Annotated in this window: 13 protein-coding genes; 8 read left to right on the top strand and 5 right to left on the bottom strand. The window is 76.2% G+C overall.

What is annotated here, in order from left to right:
- Positions 1–7: 7 nt before the first annotated feature.
- Entirely contained in the window at positions 8–775 is a 768-nt protein-coding gene (locus ACF053_RS01840) for an SDR family NAD(P)-dependent oxidoreductase (protein WP_391951959.1), read from the bottom strand.
- 187 nt (positions 776–962) lie between these two features.
- Between ACF053_RS01840 and ACF053_RS01835 the strand changes: the two genes are divergently transcribed.
- From ACF053_RS01835 to tpg, 4 genes are all read left to right on the top strand, one after another.
- Complete coding sequence (locus ACF053_RS01835) at positions 963–2,228, top strand: MGDG synthase family glycosyltransferase (protein WP_391951958.1); 1,266 nt, start codon at positions 963–965, stop codon at positions 2,226–2,228.
- Positions 2,229–2,307: 79 nt separating this feature from the next.
- A complete protein-coding gene (locus tag ACF053_RS01830) occupies positions 2,308–3,036 on the top strand; it encodes a carbonic anhydrase (protein WP_391951957.1) in 729 nt (242 codons plus the stop codon).
- 277 nt (positions 3,037–3,313) lie between these two features.
- Positions 3,314–5,731 (top strand): telomere-associated protein Tap, encoded by a 2,418-nt coding sequence (tap, locus tag ACF053_RS01825; protein ID WP_391951956.1) that lies wholly within the window; start codon positions 3,314–3,316, stop codon positions 5,729–5,731.
- A 1-nt stretch (position 5,732) separates the two neighbouring features.
- Positions 5,733–6,287, top strand: coding sequence for a telomere-protecting terminal protein Tpg (tpg, locus tag ACF053_RS01820; protein ID WP_391951955.1), 555 nt, complete (start codon positions 5,733–5,735; stop codon positions 6,285–6,287).
- An 87-nt stretch (positions 6,288–6,374) separates the two neighbouring features.
- Here tpg and ACF053_RS01815 read toward each other — a convergent pair whose 3' ends face one another.
- The 4 genes from ACF053_RS01815 to ACF053_RS01800 all read right to left on the bottom strand — a co-directional run bounded on the left by ACF053_RS01815 (position 6,375) and on the right by ACF053_RS01800 (position 9,740).
- Positions 6,375–7,349, bottom strand: a complete 975-nt coding sequence (locus ACF053_RS01815; RefSeq protein ID WP_391951954.1) for a TIGR03557 family F420-dependent LLM class oxidoreductase — start codon at positions 7,347–7,349, stop codon at positions 6,375–6,377.
- 118 nt (positions 7,350–7,467) lie between these two features.
- A complete protein-coding gene (locus tag ACF053_RS01810; protein WP_391951953.1) occupies positions 7,468–8,736 on the bottom strand; it encodes a hypothetical protein in 1,269 nt (422 codons plus the stop codon).
- A gap of 103 nt (positions 8,737–8,839) precedes the next feature.
- Positions 8,840–9,247 carry a hypothetical protein gene (locus ACF053_RS01805; RefSeq protein ID WP_391951952.1) on the bottom strand — a complete coding sequence of 136 codons (408 nt, stop codon included), beginning with the start codon at positions 9,245–9,247 and terminating at the stop codon, positions 8,840–8,842.
- Positions 9,240–9,740 carry a SigE family RNA polymerase sigma factor gene (locus ACF053_RS01800; RefSeq protein WP_391951951.1) on the bottom strand — a complete coding sequence of 167 codons (501 nt, stop codon included), beginning with the start codon at positions 9,738–9,740 and terminating at the stop codon, positions 9,240–9,242. Before ACF053_RS01800 ends, ACF053_RS01805 begins: the two co-directional genes overlap by 8 nt.
- Positions 9,741–10,049: 309 nt before the next feature.
- Here ACF053_RS01800 and ACF053_RS01795 point away from each other — a divergent pair, with 309 nt between their 5' ends.
- From ACF053_RS01795 to ACF053_RS01780, 4 genes are all read left to right on the top strand, one after another.
- Positions 10,050–10,511, top strand: a complete 462-nt coding sequence (locus tag ACF053_RS01795; protein WP_391951950.1) for an SRPBCC family protein — start codon at positions 10,050–10,052, stop codon at positions 10,509–10,511.
- A gap of 219 nt (positions 10,512–10,730) precedes the next feature.
- The gene (locus ACF053_RS01790; RefSeq protein ID WP_391951949.1) at positions 10,731–11,204 is read left to right on the top strand and encodes a MarR family winged helix-turn-helix transcriptional regulator; all 474 of its coding nucleotides are present in this window, start codon (positions 10,731–10,733) and stop codon (positions 11,202–11,204) included.
- A gap of 409 nt (positions 11,205–11,613) precedes the next feature.
- A complete protein-coding gene (locus ACF053_RS01785; RefSeq protein ID WP_391951948.1) occupies positions 11,614–13,206 on the top strand; it encodes an MFS transporter in 1,593 nt (530 codons plus the stop codon).
- A gap of 294 nt (positions 13,207–13,500) precedes the next feature.
- Positions 13,501–14,799, top strand: coding sequence for a phytase (locus ACF053_RS01780; protein ID WP_391951947.1), 1,299 nt, complete (start codon positions 13,501–13,503; stop codon positions 14,797–14,799).
- Positions 14,800–14,844 lie beyond the last annotated feature (45 nt).

Raw genomic sequence — 14,844 nt, 5'->3', positions numbered from 1 at the left:
CGGCGGCTCAGCCGAACCGCTTGGCCATGGCCCGGAAGAAGCCCGGCGCGGCCCCCCGGACACGCGCCGGTACCGTCAGCCACCGCGGTGCGAACACCTCGTCCCGCCCCCGGACGACCGCCCCCCACAGCAGCTCGGCCAACCGCCCGACGGGCACCGGACGCGGCCGCGTGCGGTGGTACGGGACGCCCCGGTGCGCGAAGAACGGCGTGTCGACGGCCCCCGGCACCACCGACGTGACCCCCACGCGCGTACCGGCCAGCTCGTAGCGCAGGCTGTCCGCGAACGCCAAGAGCCCGCCCTTCGTCGCCGCGTAGACCGCCTCGTTCGCCACCCCGGCGCACCCCGCCATCGAACTGACGAGGACCACCCGCCCCACCCCGCGCTCCACCATCCCCGGCAGCAGGAGCCGCACCAACTGCACGACTCCCGTCAGGTTGACCGCCACCAGCCGTTCGACGGTCTCGGGCGGCGTCCGCGTGAACGGACCCGCCCAGCCGATCCCCGCGGACGCGACGAGCACGTCGACCCGCCCCGCCACCTCCAGCGCACGCGCCGCCAGTCGCTCCACACCGGCGAGCCCGTCCAGGTCCTCGCCCGGGAGCGCCACGCCACCGGTACGGCGGGCCACCTCGCCGAGACGGGCCTCGTCCCGCCCGGCGAGCAGCAGCCGCCAGCGCCGCCCGGCATCCCGGGCGAACCGCTCGGCCACCGCCTCACCGATCCCCGACGACGCACCCGTGACGAGCACGACCGGCCGTTTCGTCTCCGCCATGCCAGACCTCCGGACTCGTGCGGCTGCGGCTCAGCCCCCCAGCCTCCCGGTATGTGCCCGGGCCACCTCCCCGCGACGGTCGGCCGGGCCCGCGAACCACCCGAACAGGCCCGCCCGGACCGCCGCGGCCGCCCACCGGCCCTACCATGCAGGGGAAGACGGACCCCTTCCACCGGAAGGCGACCCCATGACACGGCGCTGTCTCGTGTTGAGCGCGAGCATGGGCGCGGGTCACGACACCGTCGCCGCCGAACTGGCCCGCCGGCTGCGCGCCCGGGGCCACGACGTGCACCTCCACGACGTGCTGGCCCTCCTGCCCCCCGGCACCGGACCCGCCCTGCGCGGCTTCTACCGGACGGCGGTCCGCCGCGCGCCCGTCCTGTACACGGCGATCTACCGGGTCTTCCTGGCCGCGCCCCCGCCCCGCCCGGACGGCGCCCGGGCCGTCCCGCACGCCGGCACCTCGCCCCTCGCCGTGTCGGCCGAGCGACCCCTCGCCACGCTCGTCGAACGCCTGCGGCCCGACGTCGTGGTCTCCACCTTCCACCTCGCCGCCCAGATCACCGGCCGGATGCGCGAACGGGGCGCGCTGCGCATACCCAGCGCCGTGTACGTCACGGACTTCGCCGTCCACCGCGGCTGGCTCCACCCGGGCAACGACCTGTACCTGTGCGTCAGCGACGGCGCCGCGGCGGCGGCCCGTACCGGCTCGGGGCGCCGCACCCTCGCCCCGGGACCCGTCGTCGCGCCCGCCTTCCACCTGGCCGGGCAGCCCTTCGACGCGGGGGTCACGGCGACCCCGGCCGATCCGCCCGGGCCCGCCGCAGCGGCCGGCCCCGGCACCCCGGCCCCGCCGGCCGGCCCGGGCGGCCCGTCGGACCCGGGCGTTCCCTCCCGGCCGGCCGCTGCGGCGGACCCGGACGGCGGCGGTGCTCCGGGCCGTCCCACGGTCCTGTTGTCGGCCGGCGCGTGGGGCGTCGGTTCGGCCCTGCCGCACACGGCCGGCGCCCTGGCCCGCCACGGCCTGCGCCCGGTCGTGCTGTGCGGCCGCGACGAGCGGCTGCGTCGCCGTACCGCGCGCGTACCGGGCGCCGTGGCGCTCGGCTGGACCGACGACCTGCCCGGCCTCATGGCCTCGGCCCGCCTCCTCGTCGACAACGCCGCCGGGCAGACGGCCGTCCAGGCGCTCGCCGCCGGGCTGCCGGTCGTCGGCTACCGCCCCATCCCCGGCCACGGCGCCGACGGGGTGCGGCACATGGCGGCGGAGGGGATCACCACCACCGCGGCCGACCTGCCCGCGCTGCTCGCCGCCGCCGACCTCCTCGTCCCCGACGGCCCCGTCCGCGACCGGCAGACGGCCCTGGGCCGCGCCCTCTTCCGCGAGGACGCGGCCGCCCTCGTCGCCGCCCTCGCCACCCCCACGGCGCACGACCCCGCCGACGGCGTGGCCTGAGCCAGGATTCGCCCAAGCCCGTCCCAACGAACCGCCAAGCGCGAACAGGCCATCGCCCCCCGGACGTACGGTGCCGGGCGTGACCTCGACACCCACACACATAGCCACCGGGAACACCGCCCGTCGCGCCCTGCTCCGGGCCGCCCTCGCCGGAGGCGCCGCCCTCGGTGCCGGAACGGCCCTCTCCGCCTCACCGGCCGTCGCCGCCGGGCCCGCACACCGCCCCACCACCCCGAAGGCGGCCCTCCGCGAGCTGCGCCGCGGCAACCACCGCTGGGCCACCCGCCACCAGACGCACCCGCACGAAGCGGGCGCCGACCGGTTGCTGGCCGTCTCCGGACAGCACCCCTTCGCGCTGGTCCTCGGCTGCATCGACTCGCGCGTCCCGCCCGAGCTCGTCTTCGACCAGGGCCTGGGCGACCTGATGACCGTCCGCTCGGCGGGGTGCGTGCTCGACGAGGCGGTCCTCGGCAGCATCGCCTACGGGGTCCTGGAGCTGGACATCCCGCTCGTCATGGTGGTGGGCCACGCCTCGTGCGGCGCCGTGACCGCCGCCGTCCACGCCGCCGAGACGGGCGAGGAACTGCCCGCCCACATCGCGTACGTGGCCGAGCAGATCCGCCCCGCGATCGACCACTCGCAGACCGGCCCGGCCCGCGTCGACGCGACGATCACCGCCAACGTCCGTCTCGTCCGCTCCCGACTGGCCGCCGAACCCGACCTGGCGGAACGGACCGCCACGGGCCGGTTGGCGATCGTCGGCGCACGCTACGAGCTGGGCACCCAGGAGGTCCGACTCGTCCCGTAGCCGTAGCCGTAGCCGTAGCCGTAGCCGTAGCCGTAGCCGTAGCCGTAGCCGTACCGGCCGGCCGGGGACCGGGGGCCGGGCGAACCGGGCGTGCCACGGTCCGGCGAGGTCGGGGACGGCCGCCGTCGCCGGACCGCTGCCCTCGGCGTCAGCCGTCCGGGACGGCGGCCGGACGGCCGGGTTCCTCGGGCGCGGGTCGGTGACGGCACCCGTGCGGGCTAAAACCGGCGCTAAAAGCAGGGATAAAGGACCTGTTAGGGTGGCGGCGGAGGTGACCATGCCCACCGAGGAAGAGCTGTTCGCGGCCGTCGACGCGCTGCTGGACGGCGAGCCGCACCTGCCGCCACCCGCCGAGCGGGCCCGGCTGCGTGAGGCCGCGGGCGTGACGCAGGCCCGTCTCGCGCAGGCCCTCAAGTCGACGACGCAGACGGTGAAGAACTGGGAGAACGGCCGCTCCGAGCCGCGCCCCCCGCGCCTCCAGGCGTACCTCCGCGTCCTCGAAGGATGGGCCGCCAAGTACCCGCCCCCGGCCGTCCCTTCGCAGCACCCGGCGGATCCCGCGTCCGCCGGGCCCGTCCCCACGCCCGCCTCCGCCCCTCCGGAGACCGCGCCCCCCGCGCCTCCCGCCCCCGTGCCCGCGTCTGCCCTCCCGCACGCGGCGCCGGCCGCCGTGCCGCCGGTACCCGCCGCCGTGCCGGCACCCGGCCCCGGCGCGGGGGCGCCCTCCCGCCGGGCGCCCTCCACCGCGCCGGCCGGAACCAGCCGGCCGGCCCGCAGGGTCACGGCATCCACCCGGCCCGGGGCGTCCACCGCCGTCGCCCCGGCCGGCGAGGCGGACTTCCCGAGCGGCCCCCTGGCGGTGCTCGACGGAGACGGCACGGCGTACTGCGTCGGCGGGCTCGTCCTGGACTGCCCCGCCAGGAGCGTCCCCGAGCTGGTCGAGTGGACGCTGGCGGAGTCCGGCGTCGGCGCGCCCCGTCTGCACCGGCACGGCAAGGACTCCGACCCGCTCGTCGTGCTGACCGAGTCGGCGGCCGTACGGTTGGGGCTCCCGCCCCGGCTGGAGGGGCCCGAGGCCCGGCGGAGCCTGCGCCTGCCGCAGGACCACCCGGTCGTCCGCGGGATCACCGAGGCCGGGTGGCGGCTCACCCAGCGCGGCTTCGGTCCCTGGGCGCGCGTCTACCGCCGAGCCGAGGGCACCCGCCGCCAGTGCGTCCAGTTCGCGGTCCTGCCCTGGGACGCGCTGGACCCGCGCGCCTGGGGGACCGCCGCCGAACTGCCACCGCCGCAACTCGCCCGCGTCCTCGGCGTCTACGCCCGGCGGGTCATCACCCCCCGCGGTTCCACGGCCGTCTCGGGCCTGGAGCTCATGACGGCGCTGCGCCCGCCCACCCGCGCCGTGCGGGACGCGGCGACGGGCGCCTGGGTGCCGGGCCGGAACCCCGGCAGCCTCGGTGAGCACGGCGTCGACCCCGCGCCGCCGGAGGCCACGGCCGAGCACCCGGTCGCCCGGGGCTGGACCGGCGGTTTCCTCGACGAGGAGGCGTACCAGTGGGTGCGCGACCCGCGGTCGCTCTCCGACGACGAGTGCTTCCGGCCCTGGGCCGTCGGCCTCGACCTCAACGCCGCCTTCCTCGCCGCGTCGGCCCGCCTCGTCGTCGGCCTGGACGGGCCGGTGGAGGTCGACCGGCCGGCGTTCGACAAGAAGCTCCCCGGCGCGTGGCTCGTGGACCTCTCCCACATCGAGCTGGACCCCCGCCTCCCGTCGCCGTTCACCCCGAACGGGCAGCGCCCCGAAGGCCCCGCCTGGTACGCGACGCCCACCGTCGCCTACGCCGTCGAACTCGGCCACGAGGTCGCGCCGCTGAAGGCGTTCGTCCGCCGGGAGACCGGCCCCTACCTCGACCCCTGGCACGACCGGCTGCGCGACGCCTACGCCGCCACACTCGCCGACGTCGGCATCACCAAGGACCTGGACGAAGCCGGGTTCCTGGCCCGTACCGCCCTCCACCAGCTGCTGCGGTCCGTCGCCCCGGGCGACCCCGCCGCCCTCGACCGGCTGCGGGGGCTGGCGGCGGCCCGGGCCGCGCTCGCCGCGCCCGACCGGCTGCGCGACGCGCTCCGGGAGCACCAGCCCACGGCGAGCGCCCTCCTCCAGGCGGACCCCGCCGACCTGGCCGACCTGGCCGCAGCGGACGACGACGCCCTGCGCGCCGCGGTCGAGCGGCACCGCATGGTCGCCATGGCCCTCTCCGCCGTCAAGTCCACCGTCAAGGGCGGCGTCGGCAAGCTCCGCGAACGCCCGCAGGGCCGCCACTACCGCGACGGGGAGCGTTGGCCGGCGCTCGACCGGCCCACGTGGCGCCCCGACATCCGGGCCGCCGTCATCGCCAAGGCGCGGGTCAACATGCACCGCAAGATGCTGAACACGGCCAAGGCGGCCGGTCTGTACCCGCTGGCCGTCCTCTCCGACTGCGTCGTCTACCCCTCGCCCGGCCCCGCCCCCACCGACCTGCTGCCGCGCGCGGCGGACGGCTCACCGCTGCCGGGCGGATTCCGCCTCGGCCCCTCGCCCGGACTGGCCAAGCACGAGGGGACCCAGGAGATGGCGTGGGCGGTCGACCTGATGGAGCGCCACCTCAACCCCGCCCGCCACATCAAGGGCGGCGACGCCGTCATGGACGAGGGGGAGTGACATGGGGGAGATCGACGAAGCCCTGCGGCGCGCCGACGAGGAGGCGTTCACCCGCGAACCGCCCCGGTCGACCCGGGCCCGGGTCAACTTCCTCCTCGGCAAGGTCGGCACGACCCGGGCCGTCGCCGAGCTGCTCGGCGTGACCCGGCGGTCCGTCGAGCGCTACCGCACGGGGGAGCGCAAGCACCCCCCCAAGGAGATCGCCGACCGTCTGGAGGCCGAGGTCCGCAGCCGCTGGCAGCCGCGGGTCCGCCTCCGGCGCCGCCGCGAGGCCGCCGCCACCACCGGCATCACCGTGGAGACCCGCGCCCGCTTCGGCTACACCGCGCCGATCGGCTCCACCGACGACGGGCGCATGCGGCGCCTGACGGTCCACCTCCCGCCCGCCTACGCGAGCCGCCTGTTCGAGGCACGCCGGCGGGGCGAGTCGGACCGGCAGCTGCGCTCCATCGTCGCGGAGGGCCTCCAGGAGGTGTACTTCAAGGACGGCGGCCGCCGCGCGGACGACCTGGAGGTCGCGTTCACGGACATCGACTACATCGACGTCTCCTTCTGACCCGTCGGTCCACGGAGCCGGCGCGCCGCACCCGAGCCCCGACGCGTCCGCGGGATGCGTCGGCGGGGTGCGGCGGCCGGCTGGTGGCTACGCGCCGCCCGAGGGCTTCAGGGCGCGCAGGCGGGAGTCGAGCTCCCGCTGGTAGAAGTCGATGAACCCGTCCGGGTCGGGCCCGGCGTTCTGCATCACCAGCCGGTCGAAGCCCGCGTCGACGTATCCCTGGGCCATCTCCGTGTACCGCTCCGGGTCGTCGCCGCACGCGAAGGCCTGGAGGATGTCCTCCTCGCGGACGGTCGTGGTGGCGGCGTCGAAGTTCACCGGGTTCGGCAGCTCGCTCATCACCTTCCAGCCCGTCACCGCCCACCGGGACGTCTCCCGGGCGGCCCGCGCCGCGGTGCGCTCGTCCGGCGCCCACGCCATGGGCACCTCCGCGTACCGGGGCCCGGACCCGCCGGCGTCCCGGTAGCCCTGGACGATCTCCGCCTTCGCCTCGGTGGCGAACAGGGCGTCGCCGAGCTCGGCCGCCACGCGCGTGGAGGCGGGGCCGCTCGCCGCGACGGCGAGGAGGGGCGGGGTGTCGGGCAGGTCGAAGACGCGGGCGTCCTCCAGGGTGAGGTGCTTCCCCTCGTACGAGCGGTAACCGCCGCCCCACAGCAGCCGGATGATCTCCAGGGCTTCCCGGAGCATCTCGTGCCGGGTGGACACCGCCGGGTAACCCCCGCCGATGACGTGCTCGTTCAGCCGTTCACCGGAGCCGACGCCGAGCACGAACCGCCCGTCCGACAGCAGCGCGAGCGTCGCGGCGGCCTGGGCGATGATCGCCGGGTGGTAACGCATGGTCGGACAGGTCACGCCCGTGGCGAGCCCGATCCTGCTGGTCCTCGCCGCGATCGTGCCCAGGACCGTCCAGGCGAACGGCGAGTGCCCCTGGTTGTCCAGCCAGGGGTGGAAGTGGTCGCTGATCTCGACGAAGTCGAACCCGGCCTCCTCGGCCAGCACGGCCTGCCGCACCAGCTCACCGGGCCCGTACGCCTCCGCCGCCAACTTGTAACCGATCTCCATACGAGATCCCTCCGCGTGGAACCGTCTGATCCGCGCAGAGGTACCCCGCAGGCGGGTCCCCTAACGGGCGCCGACGGCGGGCGCCGCCCGAACGGGTAGCGCGCCGCCGCGCGCCGCGTCATATGGCGTACGGCCACACGGTGAGCATGTGCGCCCCGTACCAGGAGCCGAAGAGCACCGCCCCCGCCAGGACGGCCACCGCCGTGCGCGGCCGGGTCGCCGCCAGGGCACGGGCGGGAGGCAGCAGGAAGACGAGGGCCGGGACGAGCAGCCGCAGCTTGCAGTGGAAGTAGTTGGACTGGCCGAGGGTGACCACGACGACCGTCGTGCCGTACACCAGCAGCGGTGGCCAGGCGTCCCGCCGCCACGCCGCCGCGGTGAGCCCCAGCAGGGCCAGGACGAGCAGGGCGGTGCTCACCGGCACCCAGCCGTCCTCTCGCGGCAGCACCTCGCGGAGGAAGCGCAGGAAGGCCGCTCCGTTGTCCCACCGCGTGCCCCAGCCGGCCTCCTGTATCAGGAACCACGCGTCCATGCGCCCGAGCCGGTCGCCGACCCAGGCGAGGTAGGCGGGGGCCCCGGCGCAGGCCAGCACGACCGCGGTGACGGGGCGGGCGGCCGGCCGCCGCGCCCGCAGCACGTGCTGCGCGGCCGCGACCGCCACCGCGAGGGCGACGGCCGCGGCGACCGGCCGGGTCAGGCCGCACAGCAGGGTCAGGGACCCCGCCGTGAGCCAGGCCCGCCGGTGCGCCGCCAGCAGGGCACCCGCCGCCAGCGCCGTGAACAGCGCCTCGCTGTACCCCATGAAGAACGTGAGCGCCATGGGCTGGGCGCCGGCGAGCAGCACGATCCCGGCGAGCGCCGTGCGCTCGCCGTGCAGCCGGACCAGCAGGGCGTGCACGGCCCCCAGCATCGCCAGCACGGCGAGGTGGGCGGTGCCGAGCGCCGCCGTTCCCGTGTCGACGCCGGCGAGCGACGCCACGGCGCGGGTCAGCAGGGGGTACAGCGGGAAGAACGCCAGGTCGTTGCCGGTGAGTTCACCCTCGGGGGTGTGGCTGAACCCGTCCGGGTACCCGTGTGCGGCTATGTCCGCGAAGTGCCGGGCGTCCCACGCCAGCAGCCGGTCGCGGATCCCTCCGCCCCCCGGCGGGATCAACAGGGCCAGGAGCCACAGGTGGAGCGCCAGGCTGCCCGCGTACACGAGGCCGACCGCGACCGCCGCCCGGGCGGCCCCCCGGCCGGTCCGGGGTCTGCGCCGTGCCGGCGGGCCGGGCGGGACGGGCGGTGGGACGGGCGGGACGTCGGTCGGCGGAGGAGGCCCCGCCTGCGCGGGGACGGTGGGGAGGGCGGGGCGGGACAGGACCGCGGACCGCTGCGCGGGGGTCGGCACGGCATCGGCTCCTTCGGCGGGTCCCGTACGGACCCGATGGGGTGGGTGGTCGATGCCGGGGATACGCCCGGGCCGCAGGCCCGGTTGACAGGTGAGACGCAGGTCACTCCCGGGACGTCGACGTCGGGGGCATCGACGTCACCGCCGTCACCGCCGTCGACGGCGGCGGGCCGGGCGCGGTGCTCGTGCCGGGGGACGTGGGCAGCCGCGTCGGGGTGGAGGAGGGGGAGGGCGAGGGGGCGGCCGTGGGGGACGGGGTGGCGGAGACGGTCGGCGCGGGGGCGGGCCGCGGCGCCGCCGGCGGCTCGGTGGCCGGGCGGCCGGCCCACACCGCGAGCAGTACCGCCGCGGCGCCGCACGCCACACCCGCCCCGGCGGTCACGGCGCGCCGCCGCCGCAGGGCCCGGCCGCGCTCCCGTACCTCCCGCAGGTCGGCCGGACGGGACCGTTCGGCCGCTGACAGGGCGGCGTGGCGCAGCTCGGCCGCCAGCCGGTCGTGGTGCTCAGGCATCGCGGTCCTCCACGGCGGGGACGTGGTCGTCCAGGTACAGCGCGAGCTTGGCCCGCGCCCGGGAGAGGTGGGTCTTGACGGTTCCCGCCGACAGGCCGGTCTCGACGGCGGTCTGCTCGACGGTGAGGTCGCACACGTAGTACAGGGCGGCGCACTGGCGCTGCCGGGCCGGCATGCGCCGCAGGGCGGCGGCGAGGTCGACCGCCGCGGGGTCGGGTTCGCCGCCGGCGGTGGCGTCGTCCCGGCGCCGCCAGGCGCGCTGCCCGCGCACGATCCGGCGCCACCGGCTCACGGCCAGCCGCCAGGCCACCGTCCGCACCCAGGCCTCCGGCCCCCGTTCGGCGTCGATGCGGTGCCGCTGCGCCCAGGCGCGGGCGAACGCCTCCTGCACGACGTCCTGCGCCTCGTGGAAGTCGCCGGTCATCACGTACAGCTGCCCGGTGAGCCGCCGGACCGCCTGCGCGTAGAACACGGCGAACTCCTCGTCGGTCACGGCGGCTCTCCTGGCGGTCTTCCGGGTGCGAACGGGGGGCGCGGGGCGGGGCGGGGCGCGGCGTGCCGGGGCGTGCGGCGGTACGGGCGGTGGGTCCGGTCGGCCAGGTTATCCACCGCGTGTCCCGCACCCTCATCCGGTATCTCCGCGACCGGGTTCCAGGGCGTCCGCGAGACGTCCGCTCGGGACGGGGACGGGGAAATCCGGGGCCCGCGTGCATGTCCGGGCGTCAGCGGGTACCCGGGCCTTCGTGCCGAGCGCGGCGGCCGAACCGCCGCGCCACCGTCACGAGAGAACGAGGAGCGACTGATGAGCAGGGTGAAGGAGACCGTCGAGGTCGAGGTGCCCGTCCGCACCGCGTACAACCAGTGGACGCAGTTCCAGGAGTTCCCGAACTTCATGGAGGGCGTCGAGGAGGTCCGGCAGGTCGACGACAAGCACAACCACTGGACCACGAAGATCGGCGGTGTCCGGCGCGAGTTCGACACGGAGATCATCGACCAGCTCCCCGACGAGCGCATCGCCTGGCGGACGGTGAGCGGTGACACGCAGCAGAAGGGCGTGGTCAGCTTCCAGCGGGTGGACGACACCCACACGCGCGTCGAGCTCGTCATGGACGTCGAGCCGACCGGCATGGTGGAGAAGGCGGCCGACCTGACCGGCACGATCGACCGCCGCGTGAAGGGCGACATGCGCCGCTTCAAGGAGTACATCGAGACGCGGGGCGGCGAGTCCGGTTCCTGGCGCGGCCGCATCAGGCCCGGCGACTGACGAACGAGCGGACGGGCCGCGACGGCCCGTGACCGAAGCCGAGGGGACCGCGTGCGACGCGGTCCTTTCCGCTGTCCGGACCCCGGCGCACGGCGTGGCCGCGCCGTGCCGCCCGGCGCGTCGCCTGGCCGCGCCACCCGGGCCCGCCGCCCGGGGCGGTGCGGCGCACCCAAGGTGGGTACGTTGACATACCTATCTCTCCAGACCTATTCTCCTCGGGTGCCCCACTCCCGCGCGTCCCTGCAGGACACCGAACGGCTGGCCGCCGCCCTGGCGGAGTGCCTGCCTGCGCTGGAGCGTGCCCTGGAACGCCGGGTCGCCCAGGACTTCGAGCACCCCAAGCCGCCCGAGGGCCAGCTCGCGCTGCTGCGGTACGTCGCCCGCCACGAGGGCGCGACCGTACGTGAGGCGGCGGACGCCCTGCTCATGAGGCCGAACAACGTCAGTGCCCTGGTCTCCCAGCTGACCGACGCCGGTCTGCTGGAGCGCCGGCGCGACACGGCCGACAAGCGCGTGGCGCGCCTGTACCCCACTCCCCGGGCCCGTCGGGAGCTGACGGAGGTCCGGCGGCTCCGCGGCGCCCATCTGGCCGGGGCGCTGCACCTCCTCACCGACGGTGAGATGGACGCCCTCGGTTCGGCGGTCGGTGCCCTCACGTCGCTGGCGCGCCACCTCCACCCCGCAGCCCGGTAACGCCCCGGAGCACCCGGGCCCGCCCGCGCTCCCGCTCTCGCGAACCCGCCCGCAGCGGACCCGGTCCCCGAACCCGGTCCACGACGGTCCGGACCCCAAGGGCGCTCCGCCGCGCCGGACCCCCGGCCCCCGCCGGGACCCGCGCCGGGCGACACCGGCCCCGCGCCGCACCCCCACCGGACACGCGGCACCCGCGCCGCACCCCCACCGCACACCCGGGCCGCGCGCCGCCCACCCGTACCGCCGCGCCCGCCCGCACCCGCGCGCCCGGCGCGCACCGCCGCAGGGCGCCACGCGCGGCACGCCGACGTACCGCGGTGCGGCGGCGCGGCGGGGCCTGCCCGGATCCGGCCGCGGCGCGCGTCACGTCCCCACCCCACCCAACAGTTCGACAGGACGTCACACCCCCATGACCGCCACACCGGTAGCCACCCCTGCCACGCCCGCCCCCGCCCCGCCACGGGCCACGGGCACCACGGGGCGCCGCGCCAACCCCTGGCTCACCCTCCTCGCCGTCGCCTTCGGCCTGTTCATGGTCCAGCTCGACGGAGCCATCGTCGCCATCGCCAACCCGGAGATCGGCCGCGCCCTCGACGCCTCCACCGCCGACCTCCAGTGGGTCACCAACGCCTACCTGCTCGCCCTGGCGGCGAGCCTCATCCTGGGCGGCAAGCTCGGCGACCGCTACGGACGGCGCACGTACTACATGGTCGGCATCGCCGGCTTCACCCTCGCCTCCGTCGCGATCGGCCTGGCCGGGTCGATCGAGGGCGTCGTCCTCTTCCGAGCGGTCCAGGGCTTCTTCGGCGGGCTGCTCATGCCGAACACGCTCGGCCTGCTGCGGGCGGTCTTCCCGCCCCGGCGGTTCGGCATGGCCGTCGGCATCTGGGCCATGGTCTCCGCGGTGTCCACGGCGCTCGGCCCCATCGTCGGCGGGCTGCTCGTCGAGCACGTCTCGTGGGAGTCGGTCTTCTTCATCAACGCCCCCATCGGCCTCCTCGCCCTGCTCGTGGGCGCGGCCGTCCTGCCGCAGAGCAAGAGCCCGGCCGGCGCCCGGCGCTTCGACGTGCCCGGCGTCGTCCTGCTCGCCCTGGGCCTGCTGTCGGCGGTGTTCGGCGTCGTCAAGGGGGAGACCTGGGGCTGGACCTCGGGCGGGACCCTCGGTACCCTCGCCGCCGGCGTGCTGCTCCTCGCGCTGTTCGGCTGGTACGAGACGCGGATCGCGCACCCGCTGCTGCCGATGCGGCTCTTCCGCAACCGCTCCCTCACCGTAGGCACGGTCGTCACGGCGCTCAACTTCTTCGTCCTGCTGGGCGCGATCTTCTTCGTGATGCTCTACCTGCAGAACGTGCGCGGCTTCTCACCCGTCGAGGCCGGTGTGCGCACGCTCCCGCTCAGCCTCGCCTCCCTCGTGGCCTCCCCGCTGGGGGCCGCGCTGACCGGACGCTTCGGGCCCCGGCTGACCATGCCGCTGGGCATGCTCCTCCAGGCAGCCGCGGCCTTCGCCATGCTCACCTGGGACACCTCCTCCTCGTACGCCACCATGTGGCCGCCGTTCGTCGCCCTCGGCCTCGGCGTCGGCATGGTCCTGGCCGCCTCCTCCGACGCGATCGTCGGGCAGGCGCCCGTCGAGGACAGCGGCGTCGCCGGCGGACTCCAGGCGACCGCGCTGCAGATCGGCGGCGCGCTCGGCACGTCCGTCCTGGTCTCCCTCATCAGCGGCCGGGTCGGCTCCGTCCTCGGCCGGGAACTCACCGGGGCGGGCGTACCGCCGGCTCTCGCCGCGCGGCTGACGGAGGCGAAGGACGCCGTCGCCATGGGCGTCGCGCCCGTCTCGGGCGACATGCCGGCCGCGCTGCGGGCCGCGGTCGTGGAGGGCAGCGGTCAGGCGTTCATGAGCGGGCTGCACGTCGCGGCCGTCGTCACCGGCGTGCTGTGCGTCCTCGGCGCCGTCGTCGCGGCGGCCGGGCTCGCCCCGCGCCCCGCCGCCGCACGGGACTGACCCCGGCGCACGCCACCGCCGCGAACCCGCCCTCCCCCACCGGACCGCCGGTGGGGGAGGGCGGGTTTCGCGCGCCGTGACCGTGACCGCGTGCCGTGATGGCGCACCGGGATCGCGGCCGTGCGGCGGGGGCGTGACCGCGAGCCGGGTACGGCCGTCCGGCCGGTCGAACAGGTCCGTCACACCCTGTTCGTGACCCGGACCGGCCGCGTTCCGGGCCGCGTCATCCGACCGCCTCGGTACCGTCCCACGATCATGCCGACGTTCACCCGCTTACCCGTCGAGGAGATTCCCGTGTCCCTCCGCCGATCCGCCCTCACGGCCACCGTGCTGCTCTGCACGGCCGTGGCCGCCACGGCCGTGCCCGCCGGCGCGAGCACCGCCGCGTCCGGCCTTCCCGGCGTCACGCCCAGGGCCGAGACGGCCACCCTGTACGACGACGAGCCGGGCGGCAACGCCGACGCCGACGACCCCGCGATCTGGCGCAACGCGGCCGCGCCCGACCGCAGTCTGGTCATCGCCACGGCCAAGGAGGGCGGACTGCGCGTCTACGACCTCGACGCCCGCCAGGTCCAGTCCCTCCCCGCGCCCCCGCCGACCGCCCCCGACGACGCCCCCGGCCGGTACAACAACGTCGACCTGGTCCTCGGCACCTCCCTCGCCGGACGCCGGTCCGACCTCGCCGTCGTCAGCGACCGCGGCCACGACCGCCTGCGCGTCTACCGCATCGACCGCGACAACCCGGCCGGCCCGCTCACGGACGTCACCGACCCGGGCGCCGCCCCGATCTTCTCCGCGTCCCAGGACGAGATCAACGACCAGGACACCGCCTACGGCCTGGCCACCTGGACCGACCCCGCGACCGGCCGTTCCTACGCGCTCGCCAGCCGCAACAACCGCACCACCGTGGCGCTGCTGGAGCTCGTCGCCCGTCCCGGCGGCACGGTCGGCTACACCAAGGTCCGCACCCTCGACCTGCCCTCAGCGTTCCGCCTCCCCGACGGCACCACCTGGCGCCCGTGCGGCGAACCCGGCGAACTGCCGCAGGTGGAGGGCATGGTCGTCGACCCGGCCGACGGCACGCTGTACGCCGGCCAGGAGGACGTCGGCATCTGGCGCCTGCGCGCCGATCTGACGGGGCAGCCCGTCCTGATCGACAGGGTGCGCGAGTACGGCGTCCCCACGGCGTACGACGAGGAGAGCGACGAGTGCCTGCCCGCCGGCGCCGACCCCGGCCACGGCGGCGAGCACCTCTCGGCCGACGTGGAGGGCCTGACCCTGCTCACCGAGCCGGACGGCGACGGCTACGTCCTCGCCTCCAGCCAGGGTGACGACACCTTCGTCCTCTACGACCGCGAGGTCTCCGACGACAACGAGTACGAGGGCGGGTTCCGCGTCACCGCCTCCCGGACCGTCGACGGCTCCGAGGAGTGCGACGGCGCCGCCGTGCTGAACGCCCCGCTGGGTCGCAAGTACCCCCGCGGTCTGCTCGTCGTCCAGGACGGCGACGACACCCCGGCCGAGAACGACCGCGACGCCACCGGCTTCAAGTTCGTCGACCTCGGGAACGTCCTCGACGCCGTCGAGGACTGATCCGGAACCCCGCCGCCGGCCCGCGTGAGAGGATCCCTTCCGCCG

The organism is Streptomyces kanasensis (genome assembly GCF_043077165.1).
GTDB lineage: Bacteria > Actinomycetota > Actinomycetes > Streptomycetales > Streptomycetaceae > Streptomyces > Streptomyces changanensis.
This window is presented reverse-complemented; position numbering and strand designations above follow the sequence as displayed.

Coding starts and splice junctions, on each gene's coding strand:
- ACF053_RS01840 (WP_391951959.1), bottom strand. CDS start 775: ATGGCGGAGACGAAACGGCCGGTCGTGCTCGTCACGGGTGCGTCGTCG.
- ACF053_RS01835 (WP_391951958.1), top strand. CDS start 963: ATGACACGGCGCTGTCTCGTGTTGAGCGCGAGCATGGGCGCGGGTCAC.
- tap (WP_391951956.1), top strand. CDS start 3,314: ATGCCCACCGAGGAAGAGCTGTTCGCGGCCGTCGACGCGCTGCTGGAC.
- tpg (WP_391951955.1), top strand. CDS start 5,733: ATGGGGGAGATCGACGAAGCCCTGCGGCGCGCCGACGAGGAGGCGTTC.
- ACF053_RS01815 (WP_391951954.1), bottom strand. CDS start 7,349: ATGGAGATCGGTTACAAGTTGGCGGCGGAGGCGTACGGGCCCGGTGAG.
- ACF053_RS01805 (WP_391951952.1), bottom strand. CDS start 9,247: ATGCCTGAGCACCACGACCGGCTGGCGGCCGAGCTGCGCCACGCCGCC.
- ACF053_RS01795 (WP_391951950.1), top strand. CDS start 10,050: ATGAGCAGGGTGAAGGAGACCGTCGAGGTCGAGGTGCCCGTCCGCACC.
- ACF053_RS01785 (WP_391951948.1), top strand. CDS start 11,614: ATGACCGCCACACCGGTAGCCACCCCTGCCACGCCCGCCCCCGCCCCG.